Source organism: Megasphaera intestinihominis (genome assembly GCF_040096415.1).
In the GTDB taxonomy this organism is placed as follows: Bacteria; Bacillota; Negativicutes; order Veillonellales; family Megasphaeraceae; genus Megasphaera; species Megasphaera intestinihominis.
On record NZ_JBBMEU010000012.1, the window covers coordinates 25,674 to 40,563 of the forward strand.

General features: G+C 53.8%; 14 protein-coding genes. All 14 read left to right on the forward strand.

The genetic code is table 11. The annotated features are described in order from the left end of the window. Nucleotides 1-130 precede the first annotated feature (130 nt). A complete protein-coding gene (tig, locus tag WMO23_RS03265; RefSeq protein ID WP_349173254.1) occupies nt 131-1,474 on the forward strand; it encodes a trigger factor in 1,344 nt (447 codons plus the stop codon). A gap of 41 nt (nt 1,475-1,515) precedes the next feature. After that, complete coding sequence (gene clpP / locus WMO23_RS03270; RefSeq protein WP_020310509.1) at nt 1,516-2,112, forward strand: ATP-dependent Clp endopeptidase proteolytic subunit ClpP; 597 nt, start codon at nt 1,516-1,518, stop codon at nt 2,110-2,112. A gap of 17 nt (nt 2,113-2,129) precedes the next feature. After that, nucleotides 2,130-3,368, forward strand: coding sequence for an ATP-dependent Clp protease ATP-binding subunit ClpX (gene clpX, locus WMO23_RS03275; RefSeq protein WP_020310508.1), 1,239 nt, complete (start codon nt 2,130-2,132; stop codon nt 3,366-3,368). Between the two features lie 72 nt (nt 3,369-3,440). Then, entirely contained in the window at nt 3,441-5,774 is a 2,334-nt protein-coding gene (gene lon, locus WMO23_RS03280) for an endopeptidase La (protein ID WP_292281413.1), read from the forward strand. After that, on the forward strand, nt 5,774-6,409 hold the full coding sequence (gene yihA, locus WMO23_RS03285; RefSeq protein ID WP_020310506.1) for a ribosome biogenesis GTP-binding protein YihA/YsxC: 636 nt from the start codon (nt 5,774-5,776) through the stop codon (nt 6,407-6,409). Before lon ends, yihA begins: the two co-directional genes overlap by 1 nt. Nucleotides 6,410-6,591: 182 nt before the next feature. Next, nucleotides 6,592-6,963, forward strand: coding sequence for a thioredoxin family protein (locus WMO23_RS03290; RefSeq protein ID WP_020310505.1), 372 nt, complete (start codon nt 6,592-6,594; stop codon nt 6,961-6,963). Between the two features lie 36 nt (nt 6,964-6,999). Further along, nucleotides 7,000-7,926, forward strand: coding sequence for a glycosyltransferase family 2 protein (locus WMO23_RS03295; protein WP_292298610.1), 927 nt, complete (start codon nt 7,000-7,002; stop codon nt 7,924-7,926). A 42-nt stretch (nt 7,927-7,968) separates the two neighbouring features. Beyond that, entirely contained in the window at nt 7,969-8,712 is a 744-nt protein-coding gene (locus tag WMO23_RS03300; protein WP_020310503.1) for a C40 family peptidase, read from the forward strand. Nucleotides 8,713-8,870: 158 nt separating this feature from the next. Further along, nucleotides 8,871-11,471: an alanine--tRNA ligase gene (gene alaS / locus WMO23_RS03305; RefSeq protein ID WP_302420369.1), complete on the forward strand. Its 2,601-nt coding sequence runs from the start codon at nt 8,871-8,873 to the stop codon at nt 11,469-11,471. A 45-nt stretch (nt 11,472-11,516) separates the two neighbouring features. Then, on the forward strand, nt 11,517-11,777 hold the full coding sequence (locus WMO23_RS03310; RefSeq protein WP_020310502.1) for an IreB family regulatory phosphoprotein: 261 nt from the start codon (nt 11,517-11,519) through the stop codon (nt 11,775-11,777). A 7-nt stretch (nt 11,778-11,784) separates the two neighbouring features. Next, entirely contained in the window at nt 11,785-12,201 is a 417-nt protein-coding gene (gene ruvX / locus WMO23_RS03315) for a Holliday junction resolvase RuvX (protein ID WP_020310501.1), read from the forward strand. 11 nt (nt 12,202-12,212) lie between these two features. After that, nucleotides 12,213-12,485 (forward strand): DUF1292 domain-containing protein, encoded by a 273-nt coding sequence (locus WMO23_RS03320; protein ID WP_302491090.1) that lies wholly within the window; start codon nt 12,213-12,215, stop codon nt 12,483-12,485. A gap of 141 nt (nt 12,486-12,626) precedes the next feature. Then, the gene (locus tag WMO23_RS03325) at nt 12,627-13,520 is read left to right on the forward strand and encodes a LysR family transcriptional regulator (protein ID WP_020310499.1); all 894 of its coding nucleotides are present in this window, start codon (nt 12,627-12,629) and stop codon (nt 13,518-13,520) included. Nucleotides 13,521-13,639: 119 nt separating this feature from the next. Beyond that, on the forward strand, nt 13,640-14,845 hold the full coding sequence (locus WMO23_RS03330) for an MFS transporter (RefSeq protein ID WP_020310498.1): 1,206 nt from the start codon (nt 13,640-13,642) through the stop codon (nt 14,843-14,845). Nucleotides 14,846-14,890: the final 45 nt, after the last annotated feature.

Genomic DNA, 14,890 nt, shown 5'->3' on the forward strand with positions numbered 1-14,890 from the left:
CGCTGTCTTTATGCGACAGCGCCTTTACCCATATTGTAAAAAAAGTAAAGTTGTGGTATGATGTAGAGCGTAATATGGTATTTTAGAGATATTCAGGGCTCTACCGGCCCATAAGGAGGACATACTTAGAATGAACGTAACAGTGAATGAAGTAGACCAGCACAAAGTAACCCTGCACATTGAAGTGCCTGCTAAAGACGCTTCCAAACAGGCAGCAGCAGCTTGCAAGAACTTGGCAAGCCGTGTCAATATCCCGGGCTTCCGCAAGGGGAAAGCACCGCGCATGGTACTGGAAAGCTTCTTGGGCAAAGATGCTGTCAAACAGGAAGTTTTTGAAGCTATTGCCAATAAAGCCTACAGCGACGCCCTCGACCAGGAAGGCATCGTTCCTGTAACTGAACCGGAATTGAACGTCATTACCGACGAAAAAGGCAAAGACGTCGTATTTGAAGCTACGGTCACCAAGAAACCGGAAGTCAAACTCGGCGAATACAAGGGCATTACCGTTGCCAAAGACAAAGTCGACGTAACCGACGAAGACGTAGCCAAAGAACTGGCTAACCTCCAGAAACAGCATGCGAAACTCGTCGTAGCTCCGGAAGGCACGGAAATTGCAAAAGATGACTTCGCTGTCATCGATTTCAAAGGCACTGTCGACGGCGTCGCATTCGAAGGCGGCGAAGGCAAATCCTATCCGCTCCAGATCGGCTCCGGCAGCTTCATCCCGGGCTTTGAAAATCAGCTCATCGGCTGCAAAGCTGGCGACGAAAAAGACGTCAAAGTCACCTTCCCGGAAGATTACTTTGAAAAATCCCTGGCTGGCAAAGAAGCTGTCTTCGCCGTTAAAGTCAACGACGTAAAACGCAGCGAACTCCCGGCCATCGACGATGAATTCGCTAAAGAAGCCGGCAAATTCGACAGCGTCGACGACCTCAAAGCCGACATCCGCAAACGCCTCGAATCGAAAGCATCCTTCCAGGCTTTGGAAAAATTCAACTCTGAAGTCCTGAAGACGGCTGTCAACAATGCCGAAGTCGATATCCCGCAGGTCATGATCGACGACAAAATCGACCAGATGATCGAAGAACTGGCCATGAAACTGGAAACACAGCGCATGAGCCTCGACGATTATCTCAAATACATGAACCAGGATATGGACAAACTCAAAGAACATTACGCTGAACCGGCTAAAGAAAACGTAAAGATGGACCTCGTCCTCGAAGCTATCGCCAAAGCTGAAAACATCGAAGTCAAAGACATCGATCTCCAGGCTGAAATCATCACGATGGCTCAGAACTTCGGTGCCGATCCGAAAGAAGTCTACAAGATCATTTTGAAAGAACATCGCGTTCCCATGCTCGTACAGTCTGTCGGCCGTAAAAAAGCAGCCAGCTTCATCCTGAAAAATGCCGTCGACCCGAACGAAGACAAAAAAGAAGAAGCTAAAGCTGAAGACGCAAAGGCTGAAGACTAATCCCGGAAACGCATTCTCCGGAGGTGTTAGTTTTGACAAATATGTATGTACCCATCGTCGTCGAACAGACGGCACAAGGGGAACGGAGCTATGATATCTATTCCCGCCTGTTGAAAGACCGCATCGTCTTCCTCGGCGGCCCGATTGATGATACCGTTGCCAACAGCATCATCGCCCAGCTCCTTTTCCTGGAAGCAGAAAATCCTGACAAGGATATCCACTTATATATCAACAGTCCTGGCGGCGTCGTCACGGCAGGCATGGCCATCTACGATACCATGCAGTACATCAAGCCGGACGTCTCGACGATCTGCGTCGGTTCCGCTGCCAGCATGGCGTCGGTACTCCTAACGGCCGGTGCCAAGGGCAAACGCTTCGCCCTGCCGCATTCCCAGGTCATGATCCACCAGCCTCTCGGCGGTGTCCAGGGCCAGGCTACGGAAATCGAAATCCATGCCCGCGAAATCCTGCGCATGCGCAAGGAATTGAACGGTATCTTGTCTGAACACACAGGACAACCCATTGACGTCATCCAGAAGGATACGGAACGGGATAATTTCATGACTGCCGAAGAAGCCAAGGAATACGGCCTCATCGATGAAATCCTGACCCGTCCGCTGCCGGATGAAACGAAATAGGACAGGAGGAAGACAAGATGAACGATAGGAATGATGAACCGCGTTGCAGTTTCTGCGGCCGGCCCCAGAGCGAAGTACAGAAGCTCATTGCCGGCCCGGGTGTCTATATCTGCGACGAATGTGTTGCCGTAGCGCAGCACATCATGGAAGAAGAAAAGGCGGAAGAAACGCCGGACTTCCAGCTCAAGGACCTGCCGACGCCGCATGAAATCAAGGCTACCCTTGATGAATACGTCATCGGCCAGGAAGCAGCCAAGAAGACCCTTTCCGTTGCAGTGTACAACCACTACAAGCGGCTCCAGACCAATTTCAGTGCCTCTGATGATGATGTAGAGCTCCAGAAGTCGAATATCGTCATGGTCGGCCCGACTGGGAGCGGCAAGACCCTCCTGGCCCAGACCCTGGCCCGCCTCCTCGATGTGCCCTTTGCCATCGCCGATGCGACGAGCCTGACCGAAGCCGGCTATGTCGGCGAAGACGTCGAAAACTGCCTGCTCAAGCTCATCCAGGCCGCTGATTACGATATTGCCAAAGCTGAACGGGGCATCATCTACATCGACGAAATCGATAAGATTGCCCGCAAATCGGAAAACCCGTCCATTACCCGTGACGTTTCCGGTGAAGGCGTCCAGCAGGCCTTGTTGAAGATCCTCGAAGGGACCGTTGCCGGCGTTCCGCCTCAGGGCGGCCGCAAGCATCCCCACCAGGAAATGCTCCAGATCGACACGACGAACATCCTGTTCATCTGCGGCGGCGCTTTCGATGGTATCGACAAGACCATCCTCAACCGTACGACGGACAAGAATATGGGTTTCGGTGCGGACATCCACTCCAAGTCCGAACACTCCATGGAATCGCTCCTCAAGGAAATCATCCCGACGGACCTCCAGAAGTTCGGCCTCATCCCGGAATTGATCGGCCGCCTGCCCGTATTGGTTACTCTCAATCCTCTCGATGAAGATGCGATGGTACACATCCTGACAGAACCGAAGAACGCCCTGGTCAAACAGTATCAGAAGATGCTGTCCATGGACGACGTAGATCTCGAATTTACGCCGGAAGCTCTCCAGGCCATTGCCAAGGAAGCGCTGCGGCGCAATACCGGTGCCCGCGGGCTTCGCTCCATCATCGAACGGATCATGCTCGATGTCATGTTTGATGTACCGAGCCGCGACGACGTAGCCAAGTGCATCGTCACGGAAAAATGCGTCAAAGAAGGCGCTGAGCCCGACCTCGTATTGAAAGAGGCAAAATGATATAATGTACAATAAAACTCATTTCTTAAACCGGAAATGAGTTTTATTTTTCCATAGAAGAAGGTGAAGTGTATGAACGAAAACGTTGTGCTCAACGAGCAAGATATCCTGGCCCTGCCTTTTGTCCCGCTCCGGGGCATCGTCGTCTATCCGAAGCTGGTCAGCCACATCGACATCGGCCGCGATACGTCCCTGGCTGCCGTCGACTACGCCATGGAACACGACCGGCAGCTCCTGGTAGCGACCCAGGTCGATGAAAACGAAGACAATCCGGGTTTTGACGATGTCTATACCATCGGCTGCCTGGTCAAGATTGAACAGCTCCTGCGCATGCCTGGCGGCCTGGTCCGCATCCTGGTCAACGGCATTTCCCGCGTCCGCATGCAGGGCTTTTCCCAGAAAGCCGATTACCTCGAAGGGGCTGCCGTCAAAGTGGCTGAAATCAGCCGCAACGAAGTCGAAGAAGAAGCCCTGCGCCGGGTCGTCCTCAAGCGGCTCCTGGACTGGATGGGCAATCTCCGCGACGGCGAAGAAGCCAGCGAAAATGCCAAGAACATCGACGAACCGGGCGTCCTGGCTGACTTCGCTGCATCCCAGCTGCCCTTGCGCCTGGTCATCCGCCAGCAGCTCCTGGAAACGGCTGACGTCGAAGCCCGCCTGCGCCGCATTGCGTCGCTCTTGGATACGGAAGTCGACATTGCCAACCTGGAATCGAAGCTGAACATGGAAGTCCGCGGCAAGATGGACCAGCAGCAGAAAGAATACTACCTGCGGGAAAAGATCAAGGCCATCCATGAAGAATTGGGCGACAAAGTCGACAAGGACACGGAAGTCCAGGAACTCCGCGACCAGATCAAGAAGATGAAGCTCGACGAAGACATCGAAAAGGCCCTGCTCAAGGAAGTGGACCGCCTCGACTCCATGCCGCCCATGATGGCGGAATCGGCCATCATCCGCACCTACCTCGACTGGGCCATGGCCCTTCCCTGGAAGAAGGAAACCAAGGACCGCCTGGACCTCAACGAAGCGCAGAAAGTCCTCGATGAAGACCATTACGGCCTGAAGAAGGTCAAAGACCGAATCATCGAATATTTAGCGGTCAAACAGCTGACGCACAGCCTGAAAGGGCCGATTCTCTGTTTTGTCGGTCCTCCGGGCACGGGCAAGACGAGTATCGCCAAATCCATCGCCCGGGCCATGAACCGCAAGTACGTCCGCATATCCCTGGGCGGCGTCCGCGATGAAGCTGAAATCCGCGGCCATCGCCGGACTTATATCGGTGCCCTGCCGGGCCGTATCCTGGCCGGTATGAAACAGGCCGGCGTCAAGAACCCGGTCTTCCTCCTCGACGAAATAGACAAGATGACGTCCGACATGCGCGGCGACCCGTCGTCGGCACTGCTGGAAGTCCTCGACCCGGAACAGAACAATACTTTCAGTGACCATTTCCTGGAACTGCCCTTCGACTTGTCGAAAGCCTTCTGGATCACGACGGCCAACGTCCTCGGCGATATTCCCCGGCCCCTCATGGACCGCATGGAAATCATCGACTTCACGAGTTATACAGAAGAAGAGAAGGTCCAGATCGCCAAGCGCTATCTGGTGCCGAAACAGATCAAAGAAAATGGCCTTAAACCGAGTCAGGCCAAGTTCTCCGACGCCGTTCTGCGCCATATCATCGAAGGCTATACGCGCGAATCGGGCGTCCGCAGCCTGGAAAAGACCATCGGTACGGTCTGCCGCCGTATCGGCAAATCCCTGCTCATGAACGACGAAGTACCGCTCAGCGTCTCCGTCAAGAACCTGGAAAAACTGCTCGGTCCGGTCAAATTCCTGCCGGAAACGGTCCACAAAGACGACGAAGTCGGCATCGTCACCGGTATGGCCTGGACCCAGGTCGGCGGTGAAGTCCTGGAAACGGAAGCCGTTGCCGTCAAGGGCAAAGGGCGCCTGCTGCTCACGGGCCAGCTCGGCGACGTCATGAAGGAATCGGCTGAAGCCGGCGTGACCTACGTCCGCAGCCGGGCCGATGTCCTGGGCATTGATGCCGATTTCTACGCCAACATGGACTTGCACATCCACCTGCCCGAAGGAGCCATCCCTAAAGACGGTCCGTCGGCAGGCATCACCATGGCCACGGCCATTACGTCGGCCCTGACGGGCAAAGCCGTCCGCCACGACGTAGCCATGACCGGTGAAATCACGTTGCGCGGGACGGTCCTGCCCGTAGGGGGCATCAAGGAAAAAGTCATCGCCGCTCACCGGGCAGGCATCAAGAAGATCCTCTTGCCTGAAGAAAACAAGCGCGACATGGACGAAGTGCCGCAGTCGGTCAAAAAAGACGTCAAATTCGTCTTCGTTCACCATATGGATGAAGTGCTGGCTCAGGCACTGGTGAAGTCCTGATGGCTTCGTATGATATCATCAAGGCGGCCTATGCCACGACGGCGGTCCGCCGCGACCAGTACCCCGAAGGGAACGTGCCGGAAGTCGCCTTCCTCGGCCGTTCCAACGTCGGCAAGTCGAGCCTGATTAATTCCCTGTGCAACCACCGCGGCCTGGCCCGTGTCAGCGGCGCACCGGGGAAGACGCAGACTATCAACTACTTCAGCGCAGCCCTGCGGCGGCGCGATGAAGAAGAAGGGGAGCAGCGCCTGCCGTTCTACTTAGTCGACCTGCCGGGCTATGGCTTTGCCAAGACTGGCGGCAGGAACCGTGACATGTGGAGTGCCTTCATCGGCGAATACGTCACGCAGTCGCCGAACCTCTGCGTCCTCTGCCTGCTCGTCGACCTGCGCCATCCCGGCCTGGCCATCGACCAGCAGGCCTATGACTGGCTGGCCAGCGCCGGCGTTCCCCTGCAGATCGTAGGGACCAAGGCGGACAAGCTCAAGGCCAATGAAAAGAACCGCAACCTGGCCCAGCTCAACAAACTCTTCCCGTCAGACCGGCCGGCCCTGGCCTACTCGTCGCTAAAACGCGACGGCTTCGGCCCCCTGGCCAAGAACCTCTTTGAACGGGTGCTGGCCGTCAGCAGGTAGCAGTTAGCCGCTAGCCACGAACCACGAACCCCTAACTGCTAACCCCCTAAAAAGGGGCTGTCTTCAAAGGACAGCCCCTTTTTTGCTCCTTTTATAGCGAACGATGTTTCTAGTTGGCTTCATTAAGCGAAAGTGGTATAATGGATTTGATTTACATCGGCCAGATGGGAGGTTGTATAATCATGGCAGTAGTTTCGATTGACAGTGATGCTGATTTTTCTGTGAAAGTCCTTCATCAGCCGGGCATTGTCATCGCAGACTTCTGGGCTCCCTGGTGCGAACCGTGCAAGATGGTTCATTCGGAAATCAGCCAGGCTGCCGCGAATTTTGGCGATGCTGTGAAAGTAGTACGCATCAATGTCGATACGATGCGGAATATTGCCGAAAAATATGAAATCATGGCGGTTCCGACATTATTGTTCTTTAAGGGCGGTAAGCCACTCAAACGCATTATCGGCTATGCCTCGCAGGCGGAAATCAGCAAGTTCCTGGCATCTGTCGTAGCAGAAAACAAGGCTGCCGGTTTTGACAACAAAAATATTGGGATGATATAATTGAATTCAGAAACGAGAGGGACGGGACGACAGTTATTGTCTATTGTCGTTCCTGTATACAATGAACAGCCGAACATTGAGAAATTCTATGAAGAGGCGACGAAAGCCGCAGCGGCACTCGATATGGATTATGAAATCATCTTTGTCGACGACGGTTCTAAAGATGCAACGCCCCTCATCCTCAGCCGCTTGACCCAGCAGGATGAGCACGTGCGGGCTTTTATCCTGGCCCGTAACTTCGGCCATCAGCTGGCCATTACCTGCGGCATGGATCATGCCCTTGGCGACGCCGTCATCACCATGGATGGTGACTTGCAGCATCCGCCGTCGATGATTCCCGAATTGGTCCAGAAATGGCGCGAAGGCAACGACGTCGTCCAGACCATACGGGAAGCGACGGACGATGCGGGCTTCCTCAAGCGCATAACGTCGAAATGGTATTATCGTATACTGAATGCCGTATCCCCGGTCCACATCACACCAGGCGGGTCCGACTTCCGCCTCATCGATAAGCGGGTCCTGGAAACATTCAAGCAGTTCCGCGAACACGACCGTTTCATCCGCGGCCTCATCGGGGACATCGGTTACACACAGACTTTTATTCATTTCGTAGCACCCAAGCGTTATGCCGGGAAATCGAAGTTTTCCGTACGCAAGATGCTTCATTTTGCCCTGGACGGGATCATGGCCTATTCCAAGATTCCCCTGCGGGTTTCCTTTTATATCGGCATGCTGAGCGGTTTGTTGAGCCTGCTCCTGATTTTGCATGTCATCTATTGTAATATAATGGGCGAAGCCGTGCCGGGATGGACGACGACGATGATCGTCGACTGCCTGTTCAGTGGGTTCCAGCTCATTTTTATTGGTGTCATCGGAGAGTATATAGGACGTATATTTGAAGAGGTGAAACATAGGCCTCTGTATTGGCTGCGGGCTGAACTCGGCCAGCATAAAGACAGGTAGGAACGGTGCGTTGTATGGCCTTCGAGACAGAGAGGAGTATTTATGTGGAAAAAAATCAGTAAAGTTTGGATATTTGCCGCACTTTTCGTTTTTGCCGCACTGCCGGCGCTGGCAGCTTCTCCGCTGACCATTGGCAGCCGGGGCGATGAAGTCCGTTCGATTCAACAGATTCTTCGCAGTAAAGGCTACCGGGTCAATGTCAACGGCGTTTACACCAATGATACGGCGCGGGCCGTATCGCAGTATCAGAAAGATAAGAAAATCCAGGTCAGCGGTAAAGTCGGCGGCTGGACCTATTATCTCCTGACAGGCAATCGTTCCATGCTGCCGCCTAAGCCGGTCATGAAGAGAGGGCAGGGGACGCGCTTCAACAATGGCGCTATCAGCAAATACCGTCATTTCAGCGGCGGCGATGCTTTCGGCAACCAGCTGGTCGATTCGGCATACCAGTATTTGGGCATCCCTTACGTATTCGGCGGCAATACGCCGGCTGAAGGCTTCGACTGCTCAGGCTTTACGAAATATGTCTTTTCCCATAATGGCATCAATCTGCCGCGCCTGGCAGATGAACAATATGAAGTAGGCCAGCGGGTCCGCCGCAGCGAACTCATGCCGGGCGACCTGGTCTTCTTCACGACGTATGAACCGGGTGTATCCCATACGGGCATCTATGTCGGCAATAACAATTTCATCAGTGCCACCAGCAGTGGCGGCATCCGCGTAGACAGCCTCGACAGCGGCTATTGGTCGCCGCGCTATGTCGGTGCTACACGGGTCCGGAGATAGGCAAACTGGCTAGGAAACAGTCGTCCTCTAGCCTTTCCTTATACAACCGGGCTGTGAGATAAAAAATCACAAGAAAAGGTTGCCGAACAGGGGGAAATGAGCGTATAATTTTCCCATGTAGAAAGATATTTAGAGGGAGTGTTTACTATATGAAGTACATGACGGGTAATGAAATCCGCAAAGCCTATTTACAGTTCTTTAAGAGCAAGGAGCACTTGATCCTGCACAGTTTTCCGCTCATTCCGGAAAACGACCCCAGCCTGCTCCTCATCGGCGCCGGCATGGCACCGCTCAAACCATATTTCACGGGTAAGCTCGTACCGCCGTCGTACCGCGTCACGACGAGTCAGAAGTGCATCCGCACTGACGATATCGACAACGTAGGCCGTACGGCCCGTCACCATACGTTCTTTGAAATGCTGGGCAATTTCTCCTTTGGCAACTACTTTAAGAAAGAAGCCATTTCCTGGGCCTGGGAATTCCTGACCAAAGTCCTGGAACTGGATACGGATAAATTGTATGTCACCATCTATCCCGATGACAAAGAAGCCTATGACTACTGGCATAATATGATTGGCCTGGCTGACGAACGGATTTTCAAATTCGACGATAACTTCTGGGAAATCGGCGAAGGCCCGTGCGGTCCGGACAGTGAAATCTTCTATGACCTCGGCCCGGAACGAGGCTGCGGTAAACCGACGTGTACCGTCGGCTGCGACTGCGACCGCTACCTGGAAATCTGGAACCTCGTCTTCACCCAGTACAACCGCACTAAAGACGGCAAGTACGAACCGCTGGCCAAGAAGAACATCGATACGGGCTGCGGTCTGGAACGACTGGCTTCGGTCATCCAGCAGAAAGAATCGAACTTTGAAACGGACCTCATCTTCCCAATCATCGAAAAAGTCATCGCCATTTCCGGCGGCGACTACAATGACCCCCGTCAGAAGATGGCCATGAAGGTCATTGCTGACCATATCCGCGCCATTACCTTCATGATTTCCGATGGCATCCTGCCGTCCAATGAAGGCCGCGGCTACGTCCTGCGCCGTATCCTGCGCCGTGCCGTCCGCTTCGGCCGCCTCCTGGGCATCAAGGACCTCTTCCTGGCAGGTCTCGTCGATACGGTATTGGACATCCTCGGCGATGAATATCCGGAAACGCGGGAACACGAAGCCCTCATCAAACAGATTATCAATACAGAAGAAAAACAGTTCAGCGCTACCCTGGCACAGGGCATGGAACTGCTCAACGATATGATGGCCCATGTGGGCGACGACAAAGTCCTCACTGGCGCTGAAGTCTTCAAACTCTACGATACGTATGGCTTCCCCATGGAACTGACCGAAGAAATCGCCGGCGAACAGGGCTTCAAAGTCGATAAAGACGGCTTCCAGGAAGCCATGAAGGAACAGCAGGAACGGGCCCGCGCTGCCCATACCAAAGTATCGGCCAAAGTCGCTACGCCGGATACGACCAAGCTGGACCAGTCGAAACTGGTCAACGACGAAACGGCTGTCAAAGCGACGATTGCCATGCTCGGCAAGGAAGGCGTCGAAATCAGCGAAGCCCGCGACGGCCAGGAAGTGACGATCATCCTCGACGACAACCCCTTCCATGCCGAAGGCGGCGGTCAGCTCAGCGATACAGGCGTCCTCTGTGCTGCTGAAGGCAAGGCACAGGTCACTGATGCCCAGGCTCTGCCCAATGGCCTGGTATACCTCATCGCTGAAATCACTGAAGGCGTCCTCCGCACGGGCGATGCCGTCGATATCGCTGTCGACAAGCAGCGTCATATGAACCTGGCCCGCAACCATACGGCAACACACCTCTTGCAGGCTGCCCTGCGCAAAGTCCTGGGCAATCACGTCAACCAGGCCGGCTCGCTGGTCACACCGGACCACCTGCGTTTCGACTTCACCCATTTCTCGCCGGTCACGCAGGATGAACTGGATAAGATCGAAGCCCTGGTCAACGAAGAAATCCTCAAGGCCGTCCCCGTCACCATCGAAGAAATGGCCCTCGATGCGGCCAAAGAAAAGGGCGCTATGGCCTTGTTCGGTGAAAAATACGGCGATATCGTCCGCGTCGTCTCCGTCGACGACTTCAGCTGCGAACTCTGCGGCGGCTCTCATGTGGCCAACACGTCGGTCATCGGTACGTTCCGCATTACCAGCGAAACCGGGACTGGCTCCGGCGTCCGCCGTATCGAAGCCGTTACCGGTCCGGCTGCCCTCAAGCTGGCTAAGGATGAATCGCAGGAACTGCAGCAGCTGGCAGGCCTCTTGAAAGGCAAGGTCAGCGATGCGCCGGCCAAACTGGAAGCTCTCCTGGCCCAGCTCAAGGATACGGAAAAAGAATTGGCTCAGCTCAAGAAAGACGCAGCCCTGTCCGATATGGACAGCATCCTGGCAGCTAAAGAAGATATCGGCGGCGTTCCTGTCGTCGCAGCCGTCACTCAGGCTGATTCTATGGATAACCTGCGCGACCTGGCTGATACGGTCCTCGACAAGCTCGGCAGCGGCGTCGTCCTCTTGGGGATGACCAATGGCGATAAAGTCAACTTCGTCTGCAAAGTCGCCAAGAGCGATACCAAGAAAGGCCTCCATGCCGGCAAGATCATCAAAGCTGCTGCTCAGGCAGCTGGCGGCAATGGCGGCGGCCGTCCCGATATGGCCCAGGCCGGCGGCAAGGAACCGGAAAAATTGGGCGATGCCCTTAAAGCCGGTGCCGCAGCCGTACGCGATATGTTAGCATAAATTTTTGGCAGTCATGCCAGTTGAATAAAAAGGATGTGAGTGAACATGGCAGTAAGCGACGAAACGATGATTATGCAAAACCGAAGTGAAGAACAGACCGTTGCATCCATGATTCTGGAAGATGTATATCACGCATTGGAAGAAAAAGGATACAACCCGATTAATCAGATCGTAGGCTATCTCCTGTCCGGTGACCCGACGTATATCACGAGCCACAACAATGCTCGCAGCAATATCCGGCGCATCGAACGAGATGAACTCATCGAAGAATTAGTCCGTTCGTACGTCAAACAGCACAACTTATAGGAGACATATGAGAATTTTAGGACTCGATGTCGGTTCCAAGACCATCGGTGTCGCCTGCAGCGATGCCTTGCTGATTACGGCCCAGGGCGTAGAAACGATCCGCCGTAAATCCGATGAAGCAGACTTTGCCCGTCTGCGCGAACTGATCAAAGAAAAAGAAGTACACCGCATCGTCGTAGGCAAGCCGCGTCATATGAACGGTGACTACAGCGATAATATGAAAAAAATCGAAGAATTCGTCGAACGATTCCAGCAAACCGTCCCGGATATAGACATTGTCTATTGGGATGAACGCCTGACGACCGTTATGGCCCAGAATGTATTAAAGGAAGGCAATGTGCGGCGCGAAAAGCGCAAGCAGTTTGTCGATAAAATGGCAGCAATCCTTATTTTACAGAATTATTTAGACGCTCATGCTCATTAAGGAGGACTACTATGTCGGAAGAAATGAACAACGAATTGGAAGAAGTCATCATCGTGACCGCTACGGATGACCAAGGCAACGAAGTGGAATATCAGGAAGTACAGCGCCTCGACCTCGATGGTAAAGTATTCGCCCTGCTCGTCGAAGTCACGGAAGACGAAGAAGGCGGCGATGCCATCATCGCCCGCGTCGACCAGGAAGACGGCGAAGACGTCTACGTCGCACCGACGGACGAAGAGTTCGACGCAGCCAATGCAAAATTCGATGAACTCTTAGATAAGTAATTGAAGGGGCCCTGCATGAAGGTTTCGGCCATCATGCAAGGCCTTTTTGCTTTATCGTTCATCGTTCGTCGTTCATCGTGATGGGATGCTTTTTTTCGACCTACGAGGAACGACCTACGAGGAACGAAAAAAGGAGGTCCCATGGATTTACCGTCGATACAGCAGCTGCGGAATTTCGTCATTTACGGGAAGTATGGAAATTTCACGACGGCTGCCAATGCCGCCAACATTACCCAGTCGGCTTTCAGTGCGCAGATGAAGAAACTGGAAGACCTCGTCGGCGTCCGCCTCATCGAGCGCTCGAACAGGGGAAGTCACTTGACGCCGGCTGGCAAGATGTTCTACACGAAAATAGCCCGCATTTTAGGTGAATTAGAAGAAGCCATGAGCGAACTGCCAGGGCGGACAGGGAAGACCCAGCCCCTGTCGGTGGGAATCATGCTGTCCTTAGGCGACGTCCACATGAACCGCCACCTCGCTTATTTCCAGGAGCACCACAGCGGCGCTTCTTTCCGGGTCTACAACCTGGAAGTCCGGGAGATGATCCAATGGCTGAAAGACGATAAACTGGATATCGTGTCCCTCTTTTATCTGCCGGCACTGCACCTGGAAGACTACGAGAAGGTCTTTTTTGGCATCGAGAACCTCGTCTATTACGGGCCGAACCTGGATCTGCCGGAACATGCCGTGACGCCTCAATACGTGGCATCCCAGCCGTTGGCGCAATATTCGCCGCAATACGAAATGAATAACTACATCAATCACTATTTCACGGCCCATGCCTGCCCGCCTCAGGAAACGCAGGCCTGGTTCTCTACGCCCTATGCCATGATGAACTATTGCCAGCAGAACCGCATCGGAGCTATCCTGCCGGAACGATTCCTCCAGGCCATGGGCATCACCCAGGGCTACTGTGCATTGGAACCGCCGCTGCGCTTGCCCTGTTATCTGGTCTATAAGAAGGACAATCCCAAGTACGCGACGATACAGGTCTTCGTCGACTATATCCGCCGCGTGTATCATATCAAAAAATAATGATAAAGGTATCTGCCATCGTAAAAAACGATGACAGGTATCTTTTTTTTGCGTTATACAAGCGGGGAGAGAAGGTGTAGAATCTAGCTTGCAAATACGAAAGGAGCAGTGAATACAGAATGTCGAATCAATCACTTTGGAACAAAGACTTCCTTCTCGACACAGGTATCAATTTTGTAGTCTATCTCATTTATTATTTATTGATGGTTATTATCGCCGTCGTCGCCAAAGACCAGCTTCATGCTTCTCTCGGTGAAGCCGGCCTGGCTTCGGGCATCTTCATCGTCGGCACTTTGCTGGCCCGCTTGCAGTTCGGCAAAGCCATTGAATTGTATGGCCGCCGCAAATCGTTATATGGCGGGATCATCCTTTATTTTGTAACGACGTTATTATATTTTTATATTCCCAATCTCGCTATTCTCTTTGCTATCCGCTTCCTCAACGGCATGGCCTATGGCATCGTCTCGACAGCGACGAACACGATTGTCGCTTCCTGTATTCCTGCCGATAAGCGGGGTGAAGGCATCAACTACTACGGCCTGAGCACTAGCCTGGCCGCTGCCGTCGGACCTTTCCTGGGCATGTTCCTCATCGTCGTCACGAACTTCACCTTTATCATCACCCTCTGCGCCATCCTCGTCGGCTTGTGCATGATTGGCTGCATCGCCCTCCACATCGACGAAATTACCCTCACGTCTGAACAGGTGGCCAAGATGAAAGCCATGAGCCTCGACAATTACGTCGAATATCGCGTCATGGTCATCTCCATCATCGGCTTCTTCATGGGCTTCGCTTATTCCAGCGTCCTGACTTTCCTGGCCGCTTATGCCCGTGAAATCAACCTGGTCCAGGCCGGCACGTTCTTCTTCGTCGTCTATGCCGTCGTCATCACCATCACCCGTCCGATGACGGGCGTCATCTTCGACCATAAAGGCGAAAATTACGTCCTCTATCCCTGCTACATCTGCCTGGCCATCGGCTTGTTCCTCCTCAGCATCACCGGTGCTTCGTGGCAGCTTCTCTTATCGGGCGTCTTCGTCGGCCTCGGCTATGGCACGTTCATGTCCAACGGTCAGGCAGTCTGCATCAAACTGACTCCGTCGTACCGCATCAGCGTCGCCCTGTCGACGTACTTCGTCGCCCTCGACCTTGGCATCGGCGTAGGCCCGTATGTCCTCGGCAGCCTCCACGGCCTGCTCACGTTCCCCCAGCTCTATGCCGTCGCTGCTATCGTAGCCATTGCCTGCTTTGCCATGTACTACATTTTCTACGGACGCAAGATCAACCTCATCAACCGGGCCGTCCGCATCTACATCCACGCATAATACGTAATTACAATAGATCCTATCCCCAGATTCGAGGGCTTTTGG

Excerpts from the sequence above, each read along its gene's own strand:
- WMO23_RS03330 (WP_020310498.1), top strand. The coding sequence starts at position 13,640 with ATGTCGAATCAATCACTTTGGAACAAAGACTTCCTTCTCGACACAGGT.
- WMO23_RS03320 (WP_302491090.1), top strand. The coding sequence starts at position 12,213 with ATGTCGGAAGAAATGAACAACGAATTGGAAGAAGTCATCATCGTGACC.
- yihA (WP_020310506.1), top strand. The coding sequence starts at position 5,774 with ATGGCTTCGTATGATATCATCAAGGCGGCCTATGCCACGACGGCGGTC.
- tig (WP_349173254.1), top strand. The coding sequence starts at position 131 with ATGAACGTAACAGTGAATGAAGTAGACCAGCACAAAGTAACCCTGCAC.
- alaS (WP_302420369.1), top strand. The coding sequence starts at position 8,871 with ATGACGGGTAATGAAATCCGCAAAGCCTATTTACAGTTCTTTAAGAGC.
- WMO23_RS03325 (WP_020310499.1), top strand. The coding sequence starts at position 12,627 with ATGGATTTACCGTCGATACAGCAGCTGCGGAATTTCGTCATTTACGGG.
- clpX (WP_020310508.1), top strand. The coding sequence starts at position 2,130 with ATGAACGATAGGAATGATGAACCGCGTTGCAGTTTCTGCGGCCGGCCC.
- WMO23_RS03300 (WP_020310503.1), top strand. The coding sequence starts at position 7,969 with ATGTGGAAAAAAATCAGTAAAGTTTGGATATTTGCCGCACTTTTCGTT.
- ruvX (WP_020310501.1), top strand. The coding sequence starts at position 11,785 with ATGAGAATTTTAGGACTCGATGTCGGTTCCAAGACCATCGGTGTCGCC.
- WMO23_RS03310 (WP_020310502.1), top strand. The coding sequence starts at position 11,517 with ATGGCAGTAAGCGACGAAACGATGATTATGCAAAACCGAAGTGAAGAA.
- lon (WP_292281413.1), top strand. The coding sequence starts at position 3,441 with ATGAACGAAAACGTTGTGCTCAACGAGCAAGATATCCTGGCCCTGCCT.
- clpP (WP_020310509.1), top strand. The coding sequence starts at position 1,516 with ATGTATGTACCCATCGTCGTCGAACAGACGGCACAAGGGGAACGGAGC.
- WMO23_RS03290 (WP_020310505.1), top strand. The coding sequence starts at position 6,592 with ATGGCAGTAGTTTCGATTGACAGTGATGCTGATTTTTCTGTGAAAGTC.